We start from the raw sequence: 21,519 nt of genomic DNA, 5'->3' as shown, positions 1-21,519 counted from the left end.
TTGCGACTCACACTGTTAGCCGTGCGCCATCGTGGCACTTGATCACGAGCGGCATCACGGCACCCGGCTTTTCGCCTGATATCGCGACCGGCAGAAAATGCTCCGTGCGCCCCTGTTTGTCGCTCTCGATCAGCACCTGACGCGTCGCGCCGACCTCTGACGCGAGCCGTCGTCGCAGTGCCGCGGTTCCGCGCTCGCGCACCAGCTTCGCCCGCGCCTTGATCACCTCACCCGCCACCTGCGGCATCCGCGCGGCCGGCGTGCCCGGACGCTTGGAGTAAGGGAACACGTGCAGAAAGGTGAGATCGCATTCATCAACCAGATCCGCCGAGCGCACGAACATTTCCTCGGTCTCGGTCGGAAAACCCGCGATGATATCGGCGCCGAGCGCAATGTCCGGGCGCAGTCGCCGCACCTGCGCGCAGAATTCGATCGCATCCTGCCGCGAATGCCGCCGCTTCATCCGCTTCAAAATGAGGTCGTCGCCGGATTGTAGCGACAGGTGCAGATGCGGCATCAGCCGTTCGTCGTCGGCGATCACATCGAGCAGATCGCGGTCGGCCTCGATGGAATCGATCGACGAAATCCGCAGGCGCTTCAACTCCGGCACGTGGCGCAAAATCTGCTTGGTCAACTGTCCCAGCTTCGGCGTACCCGGCAGATCGGCGCCGTAGCTCGTCAAGTCCACGCCCGTGAGCACGATCTCGGCATGGCCGCGTTCGGCGAGCGTGCGGACCTGATCCACCACCGCCCCCATCGGCACCGAGCGCGAATTGCCGCGGCCGTAGGGAATGATGCAGAAGGTGCAGCGGTGGTCGCAGCCGTTCTGCACCTGCACGAATACTCGGGGCAGGCCGGCCTTGAAGCCGTCAAGCAGATGCGGAGCCATCTCTTTGACCGCCATGATGTCGGCGACCGCGATCTTTTCGCTTGTCCCGAGGCCAAAGCCAAAATCGAACGCCGCGCGCGCGTCGCGCCAGGCCTCGCTCCGCATCTTGTCATCATTGCCGACGACGCGATCGACCTCGGCCATTTCGGCGAACATTTCTGCTTGCGTCTGCGCCGCACAGCCGGTGACGACGATGCGCGCATCCGGCCGCTCGCGCTTCAGGCGGCGGATCGACTGCCGCGCCTGCGCCACCGCCTCGTTGGTGACCGCGCAGCTATTGATGACGATAGTATCGGAAAGTCCGGCGCGCTCCGCCTCGCGGGCGATCACCTCTGACTCGAACGCATTGAGGCGGCAGCCAAACGTGAGGACCTCGACGCTCATGGCTCTCAGGCGACACTGGCGAACAGCGCCGGATCGAAGCGACCTTCATACTCGAAATCGGCCGTCCCCGTCATCAGCACGTGGTCATCGTGCTCACGCCATTCGATGGCGAGCTTGCCGCCGGGCAGCGTGATCTCGACCGAGCGGTTGGCGCGCTTCAGCCGGGCGGCGGCGACCGCGGTCGCGCAGGCGGCCGAGCCGCAGGCCTTGGTCAAGCCGACGCCGCGCTCCCAGGTGCGGATCGTGATGTGATCGCGATCGACAATATGGGCAAGCGTGATGTTGGCGCGCTCAGGGAAGATCGGATGGTTTTCCAATAGCGGCCCGAAGCGCTCGAGATCATAGGCGTTGACGTCGTCGACCCAGAAGATCGCATGCGGATTGCCCATCGAGACGACCGACGGCGAATGCAGCACCGGCGCATCGATCGGCCCGACCTGCAGTTCGATATACCGAGTGTCACGAAATTCCTCGGCCAGCGGAATATCCTGCCAGCCGAACTTCGGCGCGCCCATGTCGACGGTGTATAGGTCGGGCGCCGGACCCTGCCAGCAGTTCAATAGCCCGGCGCGGGTCTCGAAGGTCACGGCGGTCTGGCCGGTCTGCTCGAACAGCCGGCGCACCACGCAGCGCATGCCGTTGCCGCAGGCGCCGGCTTCCGAGCCGTCATTGTTGTAGATGCGGATGAAGGCCTCAGTGCCTTGCAGCCGGGGCGGCTGCAATACCATCAATTGGTCATAGTGCACGCCTGCGGGGGAAGCCACGGCGCGGGCGTCTTCCGGCGTCACGGCGGCCTTTGAACCAGCCTTGGAATCGCGCAGGTCCACCACGACGATTTCGTTGCCGATGCCGTTCATCTTGGCAAATGCGTGGTTGGCCAGCGGGCTCATGGAATTTCCCAATTTATGCCTGCCTTATATGGCGAATGATGGCCAACTGGCTAGTACGCGGGGGCATATGACGCATCTGTCATGGGACGAATGCGGACCTTGCGTGTTAGGAATAGCGCCCATCCTGGCGGGCGCGGACCGGGACATGCCGCCGCCAGATGGGGTGGATGGAGAATACCTGAAATGAGCCTTACAAGCACTTTCCGTGTGGCCGTGGTCGCGCTCGCCATAGTTGCGCTTGGCGGGGCCGCATTGGCGCAATCGCCGGCGCCGCCCGCCTCCTCTGCCGGAAGCCCGTCGGCGACGCCTAGCTCGGCACCGTCAGCGGCGCCGATCCCGCCGCCGGCCGAAACCAAGTCCCCGGCGGATGTCCCGACCGCAGAGAAAGCCCCGACGCCCGTTCCCCCGCCGCCCGCCGCCAGCGTCCAGAACGCCGACCCATTCGGCGAAGAGTTCACGCTGGAGCCCAAGAAGGTGGTGGTCATGAAGGGCACCGCCAATTGGGATGCGGCGTTCGACACCCTGATCGATTCGTTCAAAGCGCTGACCGCCCTGATCGACAAGCAGGGCATCAAGGCCACGGGCAATTCGATGATCGTCTACACCTCGACCGACGATACCGGCTTTACGTATTTAGCGCAGATTCCGGTCGATCAGGACGTCAAGAACCTGACCAAGGACATCAGCATGGGCAAGTCGCCCGAAGGCAAGGCGCTGAAGTTCGTCCATCGCGGCTCCTACGACAACATGGACAACACCTATGAGGCGATCACCAATCACCTCGACGACAAGAAACTGGAAGCCAAAGACACCTTCATCGAGGAATACATCACCGATCCCCTGAAGACGGCAGAAGACAAGCTGGTCATCAACGTCTACGTGCCGCTGAGGTGATCGGGATGAAACGCTCGCTCTGCGTTGCGGTGGTCACCGCCACACTGGTTGCGCCCGCGCTGGCGCAGATGGCGCCGCCGCCTGCGATCTCGGTAACCGGCGAGGCGAATGTATCGGTAGCGCCCGATCAGGCTCAGATCGACGGCGGCGTGACCTCGGACGCCAAGACCGCGCGCGAAGCGTCGGATGCCAACAACGCTGCGATGGGCAAGGTGCTGCTGGCGCTGAAGGGCGCTGGCATCGAAGAGAAGGATTACCAGACGTCGCGGCTGTCGCTGCAGCCGCAATATGCGCCAAATCGTGCTGGCCCCTCGCCCGTCGTCGGCTATCGCGCCAGCAACCGCGTCACCGTCAAGATCCGCGACGTGACCAAAGTGGCTAACGTGATCGACGTGCTGGTCGGGGCTGGCGCCACCGACATCGGCGGCATCCACTTCAGCGTGACGCAGGCGTCCAAATATCTAGACGAGGCCCGCGAGAAGGCAGTCGCCGATGCCCGCCGCAAGGCGGAGCTTTACGCCAAGGCTGCCGGCGCGACGCTCGGCGAGGCCATCAACATTACCGAGGAAGGCGCACCCACGCCGATCTTCCGCGGCAAGATGGCAACCCCGATGGCGGCCGGCGCACCGGTGGCGCAAGGTGAAGAGACGCTCTCGGTGACGGTGCATGTGTCCTGGGCGATCAAGGGCAAGGAATAACGCCCCCTCGTGTCCCGGACGCGGTGCAGCCTAGGCGATGCGCAGCATCGTCCGGCAACGCTGCTCCGCAGAGCCGGGACCCATTCACTTCCGAACTGTTTGAGGCGAGATGGGCCCCGGCTCTGCAGCGCATCGCTAACGCGCTGCGCTGCGTCCGGGGCACGAACGAGTGACGCGGGGACGACGAAAGTTAAATCTCGTAAACCTGCCCCGGCTTCAGCGCCGCGAACCGCTCCGGCGGAATGTTCGCTTCCTTCAGCGCGTCGGCCAATGCATTCACCGGCGCGTCGATCGCCTCGTCGGTGAGCTGGAACGTGCCGTGATGATGCGCCAGCGCCGCTTCGGCGCCGCAGTCGGCGAACGCCTTCACCGCGTCTGACGGATTCATGTGCTGATCCTTCATGAACCAGCGCGGCTCATAGGCGCCGATCGGCAATATCGCCAGCCGCAGCGGTCCGTGCTGCTCGGCGACGCGTCGAAAATGCGTGCCCTCGCCGTAACCGGAATCGCACACGATGTAGAGTTTGCCGGCCGGCGTCTCCAGCACAAAACTCGCCCACAGCGCCTTGTTGCGATCGAACAGGCCGCGCGCCGACCAGTGCCGCGTCGGCACCAGCGTTACCGCGATGCCGTTGCCGAGTTCGACCCGATCCTGCCAGTCGAACGCCTCGGCTTTGATCGCCGCATCCGCATCGCGCATGGTGATGTCGTTGCCGAGCGGCGTGATCACGCGCGGCGAGAATTTTTCGGTAAGTTTCGACAGCGTCGCAATGTCGAGATGGTCGTAATGGCCATGCGAGACCAGCACGACGTCGATCTTGGGCAGCGCGTCGAATGCAATGCCGGGATCGTTGTGCCGGTGCGGCCCGGCCCACGAAATTGGCGAGGCCCGCAGCGACCACACGGGATCGACGAGGATGTTGAGATCCCGCGTCTGGATCAGCCAGGAGACATGGCCGACAAAGGACAGCCGCACCTTGTCGCCGGAAACCCGCGGCGGCGGCGTATCGCTGTGCGCATTCGGCAGCCAATCCGGCCAGTTCGCGCGCTTGCGGTCAGTGCCGAACTGCCAGCGCAGCACCTCTGCCAATGATTTTGGCGGTACGCCGTCGGGATCAAAGAAGCGCGTACCGTCGAAGTGGTCGGAGACGGGGCCTTCATAGGTCTTCATGTTGCTGATCCAGACAGACGGCGCGCCGACGGCCGTGGCGGCTCCGGCGAGCACTGCAAAGACGCGGCGGCGGGTGATGGGCACGGGGTTCACAAAACGCGGGAAAGGGCGAAGCACATGGGGTGCTATATGGCGTGGGCAGGTTCAACTTGGAACCTGCGGCGAAATGGGCATTCATCTTTCCGCAGCTCCTTGTCTTGGAAAAGATAACTATATCAAAGGTTTGCCGGGCAACCCTGGGGCATTTCGACCTAGTTTCTCCTTGACTTTCGTCCCTGCCAGGCGTTTAAGGCGCGCACTTTCTCGGAAAGACGTTCTTTTCGACCCGCCGCCCGGCCCATGAGGCCGGAGGCCAACGCCCGACAGCGCGATGCGCCCTCGGGCGCGAAAGTGTTTGGAATATCGTTTTGGCGTTTGGCGTCAAGGCACATACCTGACCGTCATACCCGCGAAGGCGGGGTATCCAGTACGCCGCAGCTTCTCGGTTCAAGCGAGTTGCTCTGGAATACTGGATCACCCGCCTTCGCGGGTGATGACATTAGTGAAATGGATCGGCGCAGCGCCCGCAAGGGCAGCAACAGGACAACGGCATTGTTCGACAATCTGTCGGAAAAGCTTGGTGGGATACTCGATCGGCTGACGGGCCGCGGTTCGCTGTCGGAGGCCGACGTCGACGCCGCGATGCGCGAAGTGCGCCGCGCGCTCTTGGAAGCCGACGTCGCACTTGAAGTGGTCAGAGGCTTCACCGAGCGCGTGCGCGAGCAGGCGGTCGGCGCCACCGTCGTCAAGTCGGTCACGCCCGGCCAGATGGTCGTCAAGATCGTTCATGACGAGCTGGTCGCCACCCTTGGCGCGGATGGCCAGACTATCGACCTCAACGCGGTGCCGCCGGTCGCGATCATGATGGTCGGCCTGCAAGGCTCCGGTAAAACCACCACCACCGCAAAACTCGCCCGCCGCATGACCCAGCGCGACAAGCGCAAGGTGCTGATGGCCTCGCTCGACATCTACCGCCCGGCGGCGATGGAGCAACTGGCCGTGCTGGGGCGCGACCTCGACATTCCGACGCTGCCGATCGTAACGGGGCAAAAGCCGGCGCAAATTGCCAAACGCGCCCTCGAAGCCGGCAAGCTCGGCGGCTACGACGTGGTGCTGCTCGACACCGCCGGCCGCACCACGCTCGACGAAGAGATGATGAGCGAGGCGGCGGAGATCAAAGCCACCGCCAATCCGCATGAAGTGCTGCTCGTCGCGGATTCCCTGACCGGCCAGGACGCGGTCAACCTCGCGCGAGCCTTCGACCAGCGCGTCGGCCTCACCGGCATCGTGCTGACGCGCGTTGACGGCGACGGCCGCGGCGGCGCTGCGCTGTCGATGCGTGCGGTCACGGGAAAACCGATCAAGCTGATCGGCACCGGCGAAAAGACCGACGCGCTGGAAGACTTTCACCCAAGCCGCATTGCGGGCCGCATTCTCGGCATGGGCGACGTGGTGTCGCTGGTCGAACGCGCGGCCGCCAATATCGACGCCGAGAAGGCTGCGCGCACCGCGGAACGCATGCGCAAGGGCCAGTTCGATCTCAACGACATGCGCGAGCAGTTGCTGCAGATGGCGAATATGGGCGGCATCAGCGGATTGATGGGCATGATGCCCGGCATCGCCAAGATGAAAAACCAGATCGCGGCCGCCGGCATTGACGACAAGATTCTGAAGCGCCAGGTAGCGATCATCGATTCGATGACGCGGGCTGAGCGCAAGAACCCCGACATTCTGAAGGCCAGCCGCAAGAAGCGCATCGCCGCCGGCGCCGGCCAGAATGTCGAGCAGGTCAACAAGCTCCTGAAGATGCACCGGAACATGGCCGACATGATGAAAGCCATAGGTTCGGGCAAGCGTGGCCCCCTCGCCGGTATCGCGCAGGCGATGGGCTTTGGCGGCGGCATGAAGCCGCCCGCGCCCGAGGAGATGAAAGCGCTCGCCGACAAGATGCAGGGCGGCGCCGGCGGCGGTCTGCCGAATTTGCCGAAGGATCTCCCCACCGGCCTGCGCCAGGGACTGCCGAATCTGCCGGGACTTACCGGGCTGAGCGGCAAGCCGACGCTTCCGGGCCTCGGCGGCTTTCCGGGAAAGAAGAAATGACCTCTTTCGTCATTGCGAGCGAAGCGAAGCAATCCATTCTTCGCCAAGAACCAAGCTGGATTGCTTCGTCGCTTCGCTCCTCGCAATGACGGGATTCACATCGTTCATATCACTGAGTTTCGTATTCAACAGGAGAACTAAATGTCAGTCGTTATCCGCCTCGCTCGCGCAGGCACCAAGAAGCGTCCGGTCTATCACGTCGTCGTCGCCGACTCGCGCTTTCCCCGCGACGGCCGCTTCATCGAGCGCCTCGGCCATTTCAATCCGCTGCTGCCGAAGGACAATGAGGCGCGGCTGAAGCTCGATATGGACAAGGTGAAGTCCTGGCTCGCCAAGGGCGCGCAGCCGTCGGACCGCGTCACGCGCTTCCTGGATGCGGCCGGTGTCGTCAAGCGCGCCGCCCGCAACAACCCGGAAAAGGCCGTGCCGCGCAAGGAGCGCAAGGCCCGCGCCGAAGCCGCCGCGAAGGCGTAAGGCTTAGCGGCGCGCGACGGTGAAAACGCCGATTTGCGTCGCCCGTATCGGTGCCGCGCATGGCGTGCGCGGCGCGGTGAAACTGTGGACGTTCACCGAGGATCCGCTGGCCGTAAAGCAATACGGCCCGCTGATGACCAAAGATGGCGCGCGCCAGTTCGAGGTGACGCATGTCCGCGAGGCCAAAGACCATCTGGTGGCGACGCTGAAGGGCATCGCCACCCGCGAGGACGCCGAGCGGCTCAATGGACTCGAGCTCTATGTCGCCCGCGACAAATTGCCTGAGACCGACGAGGGCGAATATTACCACGCCGACCTGATCGGACTTGCCGCCGTCAACGCCGCGGGCGAGCCGCTCGGTCGAGTGATTGCGATTCACAATTTCGGGGCCGGCGACATTATCGAGATCGCGCCTCCGCAAGGCGCCACTATGCTGCTGCCGTTCACCAATGCAGTCGTGCCGACAGTCGATCTGGCCAATGGCCGCGTGGTGATCGAACTACCGCAGGAAATCGAAGGCGATGATCAGGCCGCCGCAGGAAACGGCTCGACGTAACTGTCGCCGCTTCGGCCGTAATACACCGCGCGACGGCCCGTGAGCGACACCATGTAGCCGACGCACCCAGCCTGCGCGATGCGCTCGCAGAATTCACGGTACTTGATCTGCCGCCTCTGGATCGCCCGCACCGCGGCTGCAACATCGTCTGCAGTGAACACCATCGCTGGTACTGCTTCTATTTGCGCGGCCTGAACACGATGCGATTCACCCGACGGCAGATAGTAGATCTTCTCAGCGCGGAGCAGGTCAGCATGATAGCGCTCGACGCCTGCCTGCATCAATTTCATCACCACCTCGGGGAAGCTGATGCGTTCATGATCCGATGCGTCGGTGCATTCCTGCATAATTCGGATGACATTCTCTTGCATGGTTTCTCCTGTTGGATTGCGGATGAACTAGTCGATCGGCACCGAGCGCAGGCCGCGCTGGCGCACGATTTCCTGCATGATGCGTTGAAGCGTCGCGCGATCTGCTGATTTCAGGTTTCCGAAAAATTCGGCGTCGTTCTGGTCGGCAAGATCAGACAGTTCCGGAACCAGCACACGGCCGGCTGTCGTGAGCGCCAGTTCTTGATAGCGGCGATCGGCCTTGCCGGCCGTGCGCGTTACCAGCATCTTGGCCTGGAGCCGGTCGGCAAGTTTTGAGATCGCGCCCCGCGTCATGCCGAGCCGGTCTGCAAGCGCGCTCGGCGCGACGGAATCCCGCCCGTAAAGTTCGCGCAATATCACCCACTCGGCGACCGTCACGCCACGCGCCTCGATCTTGAGGCTGAAGGCGTGGGAGACCTGGTTGGAGACGTAGCGGAGCCAGTAACCGAGATGGTCTTCGAGGTTGCTGACACGACGTGCTTTTCTCATGACGGTCCCATTAATTGACTAGGAGACTATCAAAATTAGTTTCCTTGTCAACTATATTGCAAATTTGATTTCTGACGCCTAACGCGCGATGCAGGGCGCATGACCACCGCCTGGCGCGCCACCGTTCTCACCCTGTTCCCCGAGATGTTTCCCGGGCCGCTCGGCGTCAGCCTGGCCGGCAAGGCGCTGGCCTCCGGACTTTGGGAGTTGGAGGCGCGCGACATCAGGGATTCCGCTACGGACCGCCACCGCAGCGTCGATGACACCCCGGCCGGCGGCGGCCCGGGCATGGTGCTGCGGGCCGACGTGCTGGCCGCGGCGATCGACGCCGCGGCCATAAATCAAAATCGACCGCGCCTCCTGATGAGCCCGCGGGGTCGGCCAATGACCCAGTCTATGGTTGCCGAATTTGCTGCGGGGGCCGGGCCATTGATCATCTGCGGCCGGTTCGAAGGGGTCGATCAACGGGTGATCGAGGCGCGGAACCTCGAGGAAGTCTCGATCGGGGATTTCGTGCTGTCGGGGGGTGAGATCGCCGCGATGGCCCTGATCGACGCCTGCGTGCGGCTGTTGCCGGGGGTGATGGGCAAGCAGGCCTCGGGCGTAGACGAAAGCTTTTCCGAGGGACTACTGGAATACCCCCAATACACCCGCCCGCAGGAGTTCGAGGGCCGGACGATCCCGGAAGTCCTCATCTCCGGAGACCACGCCAAGGTGGCGGCTTGGCGAAAAGCCGAAGCCGAGGCCCTGACCCGGGCGCGGCGACCGGATTTATGGGCGGCGAGGGGCGGCCAAAAAGGCACAAAAAGCACGACAGACGGGTGACAAGTGCGGTCCGATGCCTTATACGGGCGCCAAATCCGCACACGCGCAGGATAGATGGACGTTTGCGCAGCCCCCGAAAGGCTGGGCGCGCCGCCGATGGAGATTTCAATGAACCTCATTCAACAGCTCGAAAAAGAGCAATTCGAAAAACTATCGGCGACCAAGTCGATCCCGGAATTCGGCCCCGGCGATACCGTGATCGTCAACGTCAAGGTGGTCGAAGGCGAGCGCACCCGCGTGCAGGCCTATGAAGGCGTCTGCATCGGCCGTTCCGGCGGCGGGCTCAACGAGAGCTTCACCGTCCGCAAGATTTCCTACGGCGAAGGCGTGGAGCGCGTGTTCCCGGTGATGTCGCCGATGATCGACTCGATCAAGGTGGTGCGCCGCGGCAAGGTGCGCCGCGCCAAGCTGTATTACCTGCGCAGCCTGCGCGGCAAGTCGGCCCGCATCGTTGAGAAGCAGGACCGCGCCGCGGCCGTCGGCGAGTAACGTTCTCCCGCAAGGGATGCGACAAAAGCGCGGGGTTTTGCCCCGCGCTTTTTTGTTGCGCCTCCGCGTCATTGCGAGCGCAGCGAAGCAATCCACCTTTCCGCCCGGGGACAGATGGATTGCTTCGTCGCTACGCTCCTCGCAATGACAGTGGCAACAAACGCATATCGCACTTAGATGTGCCATGTGATATGAGACTGGAATGGTTCTAGATCGCACCAGCGCCGCCTTCGGCACCGCCCAGCTCGTCGTCATCGACGATCGCTCGCGGCTGCCTGGCCGCTTCTTTGGACGGTTCGCGACGTCGGCCACGTCCGAGCTTACGCGCGCAGCTTGATGCTGCTGCTGACGTCTGTTGCTTGCACGCTTCGCGCCTAACCGCTCACACAGAATTTCTTTTGGAGCTTACGCTCATGTCCAAACCGACCACGCTGTACGACAAGATCTGGAACGACCATCTGGTGCACGAAGCCGAGGACGGCACCTGCCTGCTCTATATCGATCGCCATTTGGTGCACGAGGTCACCTCGCCGCAGGCGTTCGAAGGCCTGCGCGCGACCGGGCGCAAGGTTCACGCACCGGAGAAGACGCTCGCCGTCGTTGACCACAACGTGCCGACCACCGACCGCACAAAACCCAATCCCGATCCTGAGAGCGCCGAGCAGATCAAGGCGCTGGCGGAGAACGCGAAGGAATTCGGCATCGAATATTACAACGAGTTCGACAAGCGCCAGGGCATCGTGCACGTGATCGGCCCCGAGCAGGGCTTTACCCTGCCCGGCACCACCATCGTCTGCGGTGACAGCCACACCTCCACCCACGGCGCGTTCGGCGCGCTGGCGCACGGCATCGGCACGTCAGAGGTCGAGCACGTGCTCGCGACGCAGACGCTGATCCAGAAGAAGGCGAAGAACATGCGTGCGGTGGTCGACGGCAAATTGCCCGACGGCGTCACCGGCAAGGACATCATTCTGGCAATCATCGGCGAGATCGGCACCGCCGGCGGCACCGGCTATGTGCTGGAGTATGCCGGCGATGCGATCCGTGCGCTGACGATGGAAGGCCGCATGACGGTCTGCAACATGTCGATCGAAGGCGGCGCCCGCGCCGGTTTGGTCGCGCCCGACGAGAAGGCGTTCGAGTTCCTCAAGGGACGTCCGAAATCGCCGAAGGGCGCCGACTGGGACGCCGCGATGCGCTACTGGGAAAAGCTGCGCTCGGATGACGGCGCGCATTTCGATCACGAGATCCGGCTGGATGCGGCAAAGCTGCCGCCGATCGTAACCTGGGGCACCTCGCCCGAGGACGTGGTTTCGATTTCGGGCTTCGTGCCCGATCCCGACAAGATCGAGGACGAGGCCAAGCGGCTCTCAAAACATCGCGCGCTGAAGTATATGGGCCTGACGGCGGGGACGAAAATCACCGACATCAAGCTCGACCGCGTCTTCATCGGCTCCTGCACCAACGGCCGCATCGAGGATCTGCGCGCGGCGGCGAAAATCGCAGAAGGCAAGACGGTCAATGCCAACGTCAACGCGATGATCGTGCCGGGCTCGGGCATCGTGAAGGAGCAGGCGGAAGCCGAAGGCCTCGACAAGATCTTCATCAAGGCCGGCTTCGAGTGGCGCGAGCCGGGCTGCTCGATGTGCCTCGCCATGAACCCGGACAAACTAGCGCCGGAAGAGCGCTGCGCCTCGACCTCGAACCGCAATTTCGAGGGCCGCCAGGGCTTCAAGGGCCGCACCCACCTGGTGTCGCCCGCGATGGCTGCGGCTGCGGCGATCGCGGGACACTTCGTCGACGTTCGGGAATGGCGTTAACGCTTCCTTTGTCTAGATAGCGAGACGTTCCGGAAACGGCCCGTTAACAGGCAAAGCGCACACTGGTCCCTTGCGAAGCGCTTTCGCGAGGGACTTTTGGCCGTGACGGACAAAGCAGAATTTATCGATATGATAAGCGAGGCGACGCGGCAGGTGCGGCGCCGCACGACGCCGCGCATCGTCGACCTGCAGCCTGTCGCCACCAAGGAAGCCTCGCGCCTCAGTCACTGGCCGCCGGAGCACTGGCAGCAGTGGCGGATGGAGAAGCTCACTCCGTGGAAGATCAAGCCTTGGGAAGGCTAGGATCGGCATTGCGCTGATTGGGATCCAATCCCCGCTCGAAAAACAGGCGCCGAACCGGGCGCCTGTTTCGTTTCAGCCTGATCTTACCAATACCGGTATGCATAATACCGGTGACGCCACCACGGACGACAGATCCTGCGCGGCCCATAATAGGTCAAGACCACGCGGCAGCGCCGCGGATAATAGTAGGCCGGATAGTAGGCCGGGTATGCATAGAAGGCCGGTGCGAGATAGAAGCGGCTGTGGAAGTGCCGCCGGTGGTGGAAGTGCGGCCGATGGTGGAAGTGCGGCCGGTGGAACGCGTGACGATGTACGAAGCGGTGTCCGCCGCCATGAAAGGCGGGCGCCCCACGAAAACCGCCACGATGGATCGCCATCCCGCCGCCTCTGAACCCACCGCCGTGAAAGGCCGCGCCGCCACCACGGAAGCCGCCACCATGAAATGCCGCCCCGCCGCCGCGGAAGCCGCCACCATGGAAACCGCCGCCGCCACCGCGGAAGCCGCCCGCATGGAAACCGCCACCGCCGCCGCCACCGCGAAAGCCCATACCGCCGCCGCCCATCCCACCGCGATGTTGAACCTCGGTCGTCAGTCCGTCGGTTGCGAATTTCGCTGACGGCGCCGTGCCGGGGGTTGCTAGCGAAAGCGCCTCGGCGCGCTGTTGCGATGCCGCTGCGAGCGCGAATACCGCCGCAGCCGTAACGCCCAGACAACGGACAAGGCCGCGTCCGGGATCCGATATCGACATGGATGAATCCTCCCTAACCGGCGACGGCGCCTTGGGCCGCACTGCGGTTGGCCCCGTCGCGTCCCTTTGCGGTCGCTCCCAGCCATGACGTTAGGAAAGACCAAGTGAATGAGCCATGAATGCGTGGAGGCCGAACATGAACGCGTCGCTGAGAGACGTCGTGCAATTTGCGACCTATCGTCTCACCACCACAACGGCCCAAACCCGATGCCGAACGTGAACGGTGCCGGCGCATCGTAGGGGTACGGCCGGTAGTAAGCGGGCCGCCCGTAATAATAGGGCGAGTAGTAGGGGCGGTAATATGAACGATAATAACCATAGGGGCGATAGCGCCGGTGGTAGCGATGCGCGCTGAGATCGGTCGCATCGGATGTGCCGGCGGTTTGTAGCTTCGCTTTCGGCGCGGCGGCCGCCGGATCGATGGCTGCCGGGCCGGCAATCGCGAGCGCGCCTCCGACGATGGCTGCCCCGATCAAGCTCTTCATGACGGTCTCCTCCTGCTGATCCCAGGGTCAGATAACGCGCACCAATATCGCAGTTTCATGGCGGCGCTGAGCCGAAAACAGGCCCGCAGAAAGCGGGCCTGTTCGAAATCCGCTCTAAGCTGCCGCAATCACCAGCGGTGCCAGTGACGGTGATGATGGTGGTGATAGCGATGATGGTGGTGGTGCCAGCGATGCCACCGATGATGATGATGGTGGTGGTAGCGGTGATGTCGCCAATGCACTTCCGTCGTCGCCAACCTAGCATCCTCCTGAACCGCCGCGGCGGCGCCGGGATTACTGAGCGACAGCGCATTGGCGCGCTCGGCCGGAGCGGCAAACGCCAGCAAGGCGCCAACGGCCGCAAGCCCAAAAACCTTCACTACCTGCATATCCAGTCTCCTCGGGTCGTCGGATGCACGTCTGCGCCGAATGGCTTGCATCAACTAACGGCATCGCCGCGACACGTGCACAGACTGAAGCAAGTGACTTGAATGAGGTGTGAATGAGCGCGCCACGAATATGAAGAATGCGCCACGAACATGAATGGATGCTGCTTGAGCGATCTCACGTAAGCAGTTTGTGCAGACCGTCGTCAGCACAGAGCGCGACTCGGTACCTGTCAGAAAATGCTCGACACAAAAAAGAGAAGGGCATCTAGCCCGGTCGCCACCAGCAGTTCATGCGCGGGGTGATCACCGTGCCGCTCGGCCGGTATTCCTGCGCATAATGCGCGGTGCAATCGCGCACGGCGTTCGGCCCGGGGTTGTAGCGCGGATAGACGTCAGGTGCCCATTCCTGCCGATAGATCGGCACACGCCGCAACGGACGCCGGCGTTGCGCCGACACATCCGTGACGACCGCCTTCGGCGCCGGCGCGACCCGCAGTTCCGGCGATGCCGACTGGGCCTGCGCCATGGTGCCGGGAAGCAAGAGCCCGGCAAAGGCAGCCCACATTGCGACCGTCACAATCCGCTTCATCTGAAGTCCACCCACGCCTGATAATGCCCGCACGGTCTCCGATTGGAGCGCCGAGGTCAACTCGCAAAACCTGTATGCGCCCGGGTACAACACACGCTAAATACGTCGTGATGTGGACCGAAGCAAAAGCCCCCTCCCTCGCCGACATGGAAGCCATGGCGCATGAGGTGTTCGAGCGCCTGCCAAAGACGTTTCGAACCCTGTGCCAGGGCGTGATCATCCGCGTCGACGACTTTCCGACCGACGAAGTCCTCGACGAAATGCAGGCGCAGAGCGAGTTCGACCTGCTCGGCCTGTTCCAGGGCGTCGGCCTGCCCCAGCAGAGCAACGACGATATCGGCCGCCTGCCCAATATGATCTGGCTGTACCGCCGTCCGATCCTCGACTACTGGGCCGAGCATGAGGAAACGCTGGGCCATATCGTCCGCCACGTCCTGATCCACGAGATCGGGCACCATTTCGGACTGTCGGATGCCGACATGGAGGCGATCGAGGCCGCCGCAGACTAGGCCGGTTCGCGCCAAAACAGGCGGCCTATGCGCAAATTGGCCTTTTGCCCGGACCATATTCGCGATAAATCACCGGTCCGTCCCATCTTTTCAACCGGGAAGCGATCGATGGAAAAGTTCACCACACTGGAAGGCGTCGCGGCGCCCCTGAAGATCATCAATGTCGACACCGACATGATCATCCCGAAGCAGTACCTGAAGACCATCAAGCGCACCGGCCTTGGCAAGGGCCTTTTCTCGGAACAGCGCTACAAGGACGACGGCAGCGAGAACCCGGACTTCGTGCTCAACCAGCCGGCCTATCGCAACGCCAAGGTGCTGGTCGCCGGCGATAATTTCGGCTGCGGCTCCAGCCGCGAGCATGCGCCGTGGGCGCTGCTCGACTTCGGCATCCGCTGCGTGATCTCGACCTCATTCGGCGACATCTTCTACAACAACTGCTTCAAGAACGGCATTCTGCCGATCCGCGTCACCCAGGAAGACCTCGACAAATTGTTCGACGATGCCGAGCGCGGGGCGAACGCCACGCTGACCGTCGATCTTCCCAACCAGGAAATCCGCGGCCCCGACGGTGGCAAGGTGAAGTTCGAGATCGATCCGTTCCGCAAGCATTGCCTGATGAACGGCCTCGACGACATCGGTCTCACCATGGAAAAGAAATCGTCGATCGACGATTACGAGGCGAAGCTGAAGAAAGAGCGCGCCTGGGCCTGATCATGCTACGAGAGCCCCGACCAGATCGGGGCTCTTTCGTTAGGTAAGGAGGCGGCGCGGATGCGGCCGGACGTCGTCACCTTCTGGCACGGCCCCCTCGACGGGCTGCGACTGATCTGCCTCAGGTCGCAGGTCGCCGCCGGCCACAAGGTCACCATCTACAGTTTCGATCCCCTCCCCGGCCTGCCCGACGGCGTCGGCAACGCCGAGGCCGAAGCGATCCTGCCGCACTCCTTTTCCGAGCGGCTGCGCCCGCCCGAGCCTGATGGAAGCTGGCGCGACTGGACCATTTTGCAGTTCAGCGATTTCTTCCGCATGCGGCTTATGGCTGAGCGTGCCGGATTGTGGCTCGATGCCGACGTGCTGCTGCTCAAGCCGGTCGAGATCGATCCGGCCAAGCCTTATTTCGCGTGGGAGCGCCGGCGCCAGCTCGGCAACTCGGTTTTGTACCTGCCTGCGAACGATCCGATCGTGCGGGCGTTTGAGGAATTAATCGAGCAGGAGGACCTGACGCCGGACTGGCTGGCGCTTCGCCATCGCCTCACCTTCATGCTGCGGCAGTTGCGTCGCCGATCGAGCCGTCTCTCCGATATTCGCGTCGCTATCTACGGCCCAGCTGCACTCACCGCGCTCGCGCGCCGCGCCAACGAATTGCAGCACGCGCTGCCGAAGCAGTCGTTCTATGCGGTGCACGCCGAGCCAAAGCTGTTCTTCGAGCCGACAGATTTTTCGGCGCTGCTCGCCGCCCCCGAAATCATCGGCCTGCACATCTCGCCAAAGGGCCGCGGCGGAGAGAAACCCATTCCGGGCAGCCTGTATGCCTGGGCGGCCGAAAGGTACGGCAAATAAGGGCAACTTTCTTCCTTCTCCCCTTGGGCCGGCACCTTTTGCCTCGTCGCGCGTTGATGAAAATGTCGCGCTTCACTTGGCTGCACATCTCGATCGCAGTTCTTTGCGCGCTGGCGATCCTGCTGTTCTTCCGGGTACGTGACGCGAGCGGCGCCACGCTGCCTTCAGACAGAATCTCGGCCGGACATCGTCTCACCGAGGCGGGGTGCAGGGATTCTCATGGTATCGATGCCAAGTTCGCGGGCGCCAAGGGCGGTCCGCCGGATTTCGTCGCGATCGCCAGCATCCTGAGCCTGAAGCGCAACTAATGCCCCATGGCCGCGATTGCGTCGGCAATCGCAATCGTTCGCTGCGCCATGTCGGCGTGCAGTCGTTCCACCATCCGCCCCTCGAGCTGGATTGCCCCGCGCGAGGCGTTTTCCGGCTTCTCGAAAGCCGCAATGATCTTGCGCGCCTGCTCGACCTCCTCGGCCGGCGGCGTGAAAATGGCGTTGCAGGCCTCGATATGGCTTGGATGGATCAGCGTCTTGCCGTCGAAGCCGAGATCGCGGCCTTGCGCGCATTCGGTCGCAAAGCCGTCGATGTTGCTGATGTCGCTGTAGGGGCCATCGAGAATTTCCAGGCCGTGCGCGCGCGTCGCCAGGATGCAGTGCGTGATCATCGGGATCATCGCCGCGCGGCCCGGCTGCATGCGGATTCGTGTTTCCCGCGAAATGTCGTTCGGCCCGAACACGAATCCCGCAAGCCGGGTTTCGGAATCCCTCGATGCCGCGGCGAGCTTGTCGGCGTCCAGCACCGCACGCGCGGTTTCGATCATGGCCCAGACCCGGATCGAGGTGGGCGCGTTGACGTCGCTGAGGCGATTCGCGATCGCGTTGAGATCGTCGACGGTGGAGATCTTGGGAACCAGAATGCCGTCGGGCCGTGCCTTGCCGGCCATGGTGACGTCCTCGACCCACCATGGCGTATCGAGGCTGTTGACCCGGATCAGCACCTCGCGCTTGCCGAACCCGCCGGCGGCAATCGCCTTGGCGATCTGGTCGCGGGCCATTGCCTTGGCGTCCGGCGCCACTGAATCCTCGAGGTCGAGAATAATGCCGTCGGCCGGCAGGTTGCGCGCCTTTTCCAGCGCCCGCGCGTTAGATCCCGGCATGAACAACAGGCTGCGGCGCGGACGGATCATGGCTGGTTTCCCGGTTGCTTTTTCAGGCCCCCGCGATATCACCTCATGCGGTCGCCTGAAAGCCTTGTTCCCGTCATCGGCTTATGGTTAGGCATGGCACCATGACCTCATTCCCGCAACATCTGCTCGATGGCTACCGGGCCTTTACCTCACAGCGGCTGCCGACTGAGCAGACGCGCTACCGGGAACTCTCCGAGCGCGGCCAGTCGCCCGCCGTGATGGTGATCGGCTGCTGCGATTCCCGCGTCTCGCCGGAGGTGATTTTCGACGCCGGCCCCGGCGAGCTCTTCGTGGTGCGCAACGTCGCCAACCTGGTGCCGGTCTATCAGCCCGACGGCGGCGCCCATGGCGTCTCCGCGGCGCTGGAGTATGCGGTCAACGTGCTCCGCATCAAGCACATCGTCGTGCTCGGCCATGCCCAATGCGGCGGCATCCGCGCCTTCATCGACAAGATCGACCCGCTGTCGCCGGGCGACTTCATCGGCCGCTGGATGGCGATGTTCATCAAACCGGGCGAGGTGGTAGAACAGCGCGAGCATGAGACGATGCAGGAGTTCACGATCAGGATCGAGAAAGCCGCGATCTTCCGCTCGCTCGAAAACCTGATGACCTTCCCGTTCGTGCGCTCTCGCGTTGAGCGCGGCGAGATGGAATTGCACGGCGCTTATTTCGGCGTCGCCGAGGGCTCGCTGTTCGTGCTCGACCAGGCGGCGAAGGAGTTCCGCAGCGTGCGGGACGCGGCGTAGTCGTGTAGGGTGGGCAAAGCGAAACGTGCCCACCATCTCTCGAACGCAATGAACAGGATTGGTGGGCACGGCGCAAATGCGCCTTTGCCCACCTTACAAATCCAAGCTTACGCCGCCTTCTTCTTTGCGGTGATCAGCTTGCGGTTGATCAGGGATTCGGCGATCTGCACCGCGTTCAGGGCTGCGCCCTTGCGCAGATTGTCGGAGACGCACCACAGCACCAGGCCATTCTCCACCGTCGCGTCCTCGCGGATGCGGCTGATATAGGTAGCGTCCTCGCCGGCCGCCTCGTAGGGCGTGACGTAGCCGCCGGGCTCGTGCTTGTCGATCACGAGGCACCCCGGCGCGTTGCGCAGGATGTTGCGCGCTTCATCGGCCGTGATCGGATTCTCGAATTCGATGTTGACGGCCTCCGAATGGCCGACGAACACCGGCACCCGCACGCAGGTGGCGGAAAGCTTGATCTTGGGATCAAGAATCTTCTTGGTCTCCATCATCATCTTCCACTCTTCCTTGGTGTAGCCGTCCTCCATGAACACGTCGATCTCGGGGATGACGTTGAAGGCGATACGCTTGGGGAATTTCTTGTTGATCAGTTCGCTGTTGGTGTAGACCGCCTTGGTCTGCGAAAACAATTCGTCCATCGCATCCTTACCGGCGCCCGAGACCGACTGATAGGTCGCGACCACGACCCGCTTGATGGTGGCCTTGTCGTGCAGCGGCTTCAGCGCCACCACGAGCTGCGCGGTCGAGCAGTTCGGATTGGCGATGATGTTCTTCTTGGCAAAGCCCGCGGCCGCGTCCGCGTTCACTTCCGGCACAATGAGCGGCACGTCCGGGTCCATCCGCCAGGCCGACGAATTGTCGATCACGACCGCACCCGCCGCGCCGATCTTGGGCGACCATTCCTTCGACACCGAACCGCCTGCCGACATCAGGCAGATGTCGACGTCGGAGAAGTCGTAATGCTCGAGCGCTTTGACCTTCAGCGTGCGGTCGCCATAGGACACCTCGACGCCGACACTGCGGCGCGAGGCCAGCACCACGACCTCGTCGGCGGGGAATTTGCGCTCGTCGAGAATATTGAGCATTTCGCGCCCGACATTGCCGGTCGCACCGACGACAGCGACTTTGTAACCCATCGTTCACTCTCCGAGGAAAAATGCCGCCCTGCCGCCTCAAGCGGAAAGGGAGAAGGCAGCGCTTCTATGCGAGAAACGCCGATATGACAACGTTTGGCGGTTGTGTTTGGGCGTTTGATGCATTCGTTTCCGGCCGGTTCGGCCGATTCCCATTATAGGACGACAATTCACCCGGCGCTGGTGAGCTTCGCGGACGAGGTCTGCGGTACGCTGGCACGGCTCTGCGCCTATCTGATGACGCTGGCGCTGATGGCCATTGGCGGTATCGCGCTATGGCAGCATTTGCCCGATATCACGGCGATGGAGACCTCGCCCAAAGCTTGGAGCGAGGCCGGACGCACGGCGCCGGCGTTCGCCGTAAGCCAGTTCATTTTTCCAGGCAAGATAGAGACTTACGAGGTTTTTCGGCACCCCGAGGGTGGTCGCAAGGACGTGTTCCGCTGGAGCGGGCTCGGCGGCACGCCAGTCGCCGAACTCGAAATCTATCGTCCGGGCGAAGAGATCGATCAGGTCGGCTCGGCGGCCGGCTACCTCGCCGCAAGGATGGACCCGGCTGGCCCGCGCGAGTTGGAAGCTGCAGGGATCATTGACAGCAAGTTCGGCGCGGTGACGCTGTTTCGCCCGGTCGGCGGCACGGAGGCCGCCAGCGCATGCCTCCGATTTTTCAAACACATCGATGAGCCGAAATTCCGTCTCTCGGGCTGGTCATGCCTGGGCGAGAATGTGCCGGCCCGCCGCGCCGCGATCGGCTGCATGCTGAACCGGCTGGTCCTGCTTTCGGCCGGCAACGATACGAAACTTACGGAATTGTTCGCCCGCGACGAAGTCAGGCGCAGCGATTGTGCGGCGTCAGGCGCGCCGGCCTTGTCAGCGGATTGGGTAACCGGAGCCGATAACCCGCGGCTGCGCGGCACTCTTTAAGCCCGCTGGCGGCGCGGTTGTTATCGCCGCCCCTCACAATTGTGGCAACAAGCGGCCAAGACACTTGTTTTCATGAAACTTTTTCGCTTCGCACCGCATTATTCCGGCGCGGTGTGGCGCAATTGACCTAGCGACGATGGTCTTGCCACGGCTACAATGCACGCAATCAGATTTGACGATCCGCCAGCCCGTCACGGGCGGACAATGACGAGGATGCAATGACCCGAAAATTCCCTGCTGCGAGCAAGCTCGCGATGTTGCTTGCCGCGGCCGCCCTCGTCGCTAATGGCACGACCTCGGCCGACGCCCAGTCCAGGCAGCAATACGACCGCGACGGCCGGCCCTATTACGGCCCGAACGGTCCCAACCGGTCGTACCAGCAGGGCCCGCGCACCCGCGTCTACGTCACCACCCGCTCCTGGCTCGATGCCGGCACCGAAGTGCTGCCGGGCGACCGCAAGTTCCAGGACTACGCCTTCCCGCCGGATCTCGGATATCCGTCGTTCGCGCGCGAAAATCTCAACCGGCCGATCGATCGCCAGCCGCTCAACCCGCCGTCGGACATGGGCGGCTATCCGCAGCGCTTCCCGCTGTATTGAGTGCGACAAGCATATGACGAAAATGCCCGGTCTCGACCGGGCATTTTTTGTGACTGCAAAAGCGCGCCCCTCATGGTGAGGAGGCGCTCTAGCGCCGTCTCGGACCATGTGGCCGAGCTCGTGCCATTCATCCTTCGAGACGCGCGAAGATGCGCTCCTCAGACCGTATGTCCCTCTTCCGATGCGGAGGCGACTCACCCTCGATGCGAGTGCGAGGGTTACCCGGATGGGCCGGGCAGAGCCTCACGCAAG

At 63.2% G+C, this 21,519-nt stretch carries 28 protein-coding genes; 18 read left to right on the top strand and 10 right to left on the bottom strand.

The features are described 5' to 3' along the window. Window positions 1-7 precede the first annotated feature (7 nt). Together mtaB and dapF are read right to left on the bottom strand one after the other, a co-directional pair. On the bottom strand, window positions 8-1,273 hold the full coding sequence (gene mtaB / locus IVA95_RS06265) for a tRNA (N(6)-L-threonylcarbamoyladenosine(37)-C(2))-methylthiotransferase MtaB (RefSeq protein ID WP_247509725.1): 1,266 nt from the start codon (window positions 1,271-1,273) through the stop codon (window positions 8-10). Between the two features lie 5 nt (window positions 1,274-1,278). Continuing rightward, on the bottom strand, window positions 1,279-2,163 hold the full coding sequence (gene dapF / locus IVA95_RS06260; RefSeq protein ID WP_247509724.1) for a diaminopimelate epimerase: 885 nt from the start codon (window positions 2,161-2,163) through the stop codon (window positions 1,279-1,281). Window positions 2,164-2,346: 183 nt separating this feature from the next. Between dapF and IVA95_RS06255 the strand changes: the two genes are divergently transcribed. Next, complete coding sequence (locus IVA95_RS06255; protein ID WP_247509723.1) at window positions 2,347-3,057, top strand: GyrI-like domain-containing protein; 711 nt, start codon at window positions 2,347-2,349, stop codon at window positions 3,055-3,057. Window positions 3,058-3,062: 5 nt separating this feature from the next. Next, a complete protein-coding gene (locus IVA95_RS06250) occupies window positions 3,063-3,755 on the top strand; it encodes an SIMPL domain-containing protein (RefSeq protein ID WP_247509722.1) in 693 nt (230 codons plus the stop codon). Window positions 3,756-3,945: 190 nt separating this feature from the next. Here IVA95_RS06250 and IVA95_RS06245 read toward each other — a convergent pair whose 3' ends face one another. Then, a complete protein-coding gene (locus tag IVA95_RS06245) occupies window positions 3,946-5,010 on the bottom strand; it encodes an MBL fold metallo-hydrolase (RefSeq protein ID WP_247509721.1) in 1,065 nt (354 codons plus the stop codon). Window positions 5,011-5,517: 507 nt separating this feature from the next. Between IVA95_RS06245 and ffh the strand changes: the two genes are divergently transcribed. From ffh to rimM, 3 genes are all read left to right on the top strand, one after another. Next, on the top strand, window positions 5,518-7,065 hold the full coding sequence (ffh, locus tag IVA95_RS06240; RefSeq protein WP_247509784.1) for a signal recognition particle protein: 1,548 nt from the start codon (window positions 5,518-5,520) through the stop codon (window positions 7,063-7,065). Window positions 7,066-7,206: 141 nt separating this feature from the next. After that, window positions 7,207-7,539, top strand: a complete 333-nt coding sequence (gene rpsP / locus IVA95_RS06235; RefSeq protein ID WP_247509720.1) for a 30S ribosomal protein S16 — start codon at window positions 7,207-7,209, stop codon at window positions 7,537-7,539. A 19-nt stretch (window positions 7,540-7,558) separates the two neighbouring features. Continuing rightward, entirely contained in the window at window positions 7,559-8,095 is a 537-nt protein-coding gene (gene rimM / locus IVA95_RS06230) for a ribosome maturation factor RimM (RefSeq protein WP_247509719.1), read from the top strand. Here rimM and IVA95_RS06225 read toward each other — a convergent pair. Together IVA95_RS06225 and IVA95_RS06220 are read right to left on the bottom strand one after the other, a co-directional pair. Continuing rightward, window positions 8,065-8,442 (bottom strand): DUF1398 family protein, encoded by a 378-nt coding sequence (locus IVA95_RS06225; protein ID WP_247509718.1) that lies wholly within the window; start codon window positions 8,440-8,442, stop codon window positions 8,065-8,067. The two genes, rimM and IVA95_RS06225, sit on opposite strands and share 31 nt — an antisense overlap. Before the next feature lie 51 nt (window positions 8,443-8,493). Beyond that, window positions 8,494-8,955, bottom strand: a complete 462-nt coding sequence (locus IVA95_RS06220) for a MarR family transcriptional regulator (protein WP_247509717.1) — start codon at window positions 8,953-8,955, stop codon at window positions 8,494-8,496. A gap of 99 nt (window positions 8,956-9,054) precedes the next feature. Between IVA95_RS06220 and trmD the strand changes: the two genes are divergently transcribed. The 6 genes from trmD to IVA95_RS38975 all read left to right on the top strand — a co-directional run bounded on the left by trmD (window position 9,055) and on the right by IVA95_RS38975 (window position 13,009). Next, window positions 9,055-9,780 (top strand): tRNA (guanosine(37)-N1)-methyltransferase TrmD, encoded by a 726-nt coding sequence (gene trmD, locus IVA95_RS06215; RefSeq protein WP_247509716.1) that lies wholly within the window; start codon window positions 9,055-9,057, stop codon window positions 9,778-9,780. Window positions 9,781-9,888: 108 nt separating this feature from the next. Further along, the gene (gene rplS / locus IVA95_RS06210) at window positions 9,889-10,269 is read left to right on the top strand and encodes a 50S ribosomal protein L19 (RefSeq protein WP_028348467.1); all 381 of its coding nucleotides are present in this window, start codon (window positions 9,889-9,891) and stop codon (window positions 10,267-10,269) included. Window positions 10,270-10,471: 202 nt separating this feature from the next. Next, on the top strand, window positions 10,472-10,606 hold the full coding sequence (locus IVA95_RS38725; RefSeq protein WP_256470161.1) for a hypothetical protein: 135 nt from the start codon (window positions 10,472-10,474) through the stop codon (window positions 10,604-10,606). 76 nt (window positions 10,607-10,682) lie between these two features. Next, window positions 10,683-12,089 (top strand): 3-isopropylmalate dehydratase large subunit, encoded by a 1,407-nt coding sequence (gene leuC / locus IVA95_RS06205; protein ID WP_247509715.1) that lies wholly within the window; start codon window positions 10,683-10,685, stop codon window positions 12,087-12,089. A 102-nt stretch (window positions 12,090-12,191) separates the two neighbouring features. Beyond that, window positions 12,192-12,392 (top strand): hypothetical protein, encoded by a 201-nt coding sequence (locus IVA95_RS06200; RefSeq protein ID WP_247509714.1) that lies wholly within the window; start codon window positions 12,192-12,194, stop codon window positions 12,390-12,392. A 242-nt stretch (window positions 12,393-12,634) separates the two neighbouring features. Beyond that, the gene (locus IVA95_RS38975; RefSeq protein WP_346657985.1) at window positions 12,635-13,009 is read left to right on the top strand and encodes a hypothetical protein; all 375 of its coding nucleotides are present in this window, start codon (window positions 12,635-12,637) and stop codon (window positions 13,007-13,009) included. A 314-nt stretch (window positions 13,010-13,323) separates the two neighbouring features. On the opposite strand, the gene IVA95_RS06190 is transcribed toward IVA95_RS38975, so the two are convergent. From IVA95_RS06190 to IVA95_RS06180, 3 genes are all read right to left on the bottom strand, one after another. Then, window positions 13,324-13,626 (bottom strand): hypothetical protein, encoded by a 303-nt coding sequence (locus IVA95_RS06190; protein WP_247509712.1) that lies wholly within the window; start codon window positions 13,624-13,626, stop codon window positions 13,324-13,326. A gap of 128 nt (window positions 13,627-13,754) precedes the next feature. Further along, window positions 13,755-14,015: a hypothetical protein gene (locus IVA95_RS06185; RefSeq protein WP_213250879.1), complete on the bottom strand. Its 261-nt coding sequence runs from the start codon at window positions 14,013-14,015 to the stop codon at window positions 13,755-13,757. A gap of 265 nt (window positions 14,016-14,280) precedes the next feature. After that, window positions 14,281-14,604, bottom strand: a complete 324-nt coding sequence (locus IVA95_RS06180) for a hypothetical protein (protein WP_213250877.1) — start codon at window positions 14,602-14,604, stop codon at window positions 14,281-14,283. A gap of 110 nt (window positions 14,605-14,714) precedes the next feature. Between IVA95_RS06180 and IVA95_RS06175 the strand changes: the two genes are divergently transcribed. The 4 genes from IVA95_RS06175 (at window position 14,715) to IVA95_RS06160 (ending at window position 16,984) form a co-directional block, all read left to right on the top strand. Further along, window positions 14,715-15,113, top strand: coding sequence for a metallopeptidase family protein (locus IVA95_RS06175; RefSeq protein WP_213251038.1), 399 nt, complete (start codon window positions 14,715-14,717; stop codon window positions 15,111-15,113). 108 nt (window positions 15,114-15,221) lie between these two features. Continuing rightward, window positions 15,222-15,827: a 3-isopropylmalate dehydratase small subunit gene (gene leuD, locus IVA95_RS06170; RefSeq protein ID WP_247509711.1), complete on the top strand. Its 606-nt coding sequence runs from the start codon at window positions 15,222-15,224 to the stop codon at window positions 15,825-15,827. Between the two features lie 60 nt (window positions 15,828-15,887). Beyond that, entirely contained in the window at window positions 15,888-16,676 is a 789-nt protein-coding gene (locus IVA95_RS06165) for a capsular polysaccharide synthesis protein (RefSeq protein WP_247509710.1), read from the top strand. A 62-nt stretch (window positions 16,677-16,738) separates the two neighbouring features. Then, entirely contained in the window at window positions 16,739-16,984 is a 246-nt protein-coding gene (locus IVA95_RS06160; protein WP_247509709.1) for a hypothetical protein, read from the top strand. On the opposite strand, the gene IVA95_RS06155 is transcribed toward IVA95_RS06160, so the two are convergent. Then, window positions 16,981-17,859: a CoA ester lyase gene (locus tag IVA95_RS06155; protein ID WP_247509708.1), complete on the bottom strand. Its 879-nt coding sequence runs from the start codon at window positions 17,857-17,859 to the stop codon at window positions 16,981-16,983. The genes IVA95_RS06160 and IVA95_RS06155 overlap by 4 nt on opposite strands. A gap of 101 nt (window positions 17,860-17,960) precedes the next feature. Between IVA95_RS06155 and IVA95_RS06150 the strand changes: the two genes are divergently transcribed. Beyond that, window positions 17,961-18,605: a carbonic anhydrase gene (locus IVA95_RS06150; protein WP_247509707.1), complete on the top strand. Its 645-nt coding sequence runs from the start codon at window positions 17,961-17,963 to the stop codon at window positions 18,603-18,605. Between the two features lie 107 nt (window positions 18,606-18,712). Here the strand turns inward: IVA95_RS06150 and IVA95_RS06145 are convergent, their stop codons facing one another. Then, a complete protein-coding gene (locus tag IVA95_RS06145) occupies window positions 18,713-19,747 on the bottom strand; it encodes an aspartate-semialdehyde dehydrogenase (protein WP_247509706.1) in 1,035 nt (344 codons plus the stop codon). 117 nt (window positions 19,748-19,864) lie between these two features. On the opposite strand from IVA95_RS06145, the gene IVA95_RS06140 reads away from it, so the two are divergent. Both IVA95_RS06140 and IVA95_RS06135 read left to right on the top strand, forming a co-directional pair. Next, on the top strand, window positions 19,865-20,668 hold the full coding sequence (locus IVA95_RS06140; RefSeq protein ID WP_247509705.1) for a hypothetical protein: 804 nt from the start codon (window positions 19,865-19,867) through the stop codon (window positions 20,666-20,668). Window positions 20,669-20,886: 218 nt separating this feature from the next. Continuing rightward, a complete protein-coding gene (locus IVA95_RS06135; RefSeq protein WP_247509704.1) occupies window positions 20,887-21,267 on the top strand; it encodes a hypothetical protein in 381 nt (126 codons plus the stop codon). Window positions 21,268-21,519 lie beyond the last annotated feature (252 nt).

This window comes from Bradyrhizobium sp. 157 (assembly GCF_023073815.1).
Taxonomy (GTDB): domain Bacteria; phylum Pseudomonadota; class Alphaproteobacteria; order Rhizobiales; family Xanthobacteraceae; genus Bradyrhizobium.
Note: the sequence above shows the minus strand (reverse complement) of the source record. Positions and strands in the feature narration are given on the sequence as shown.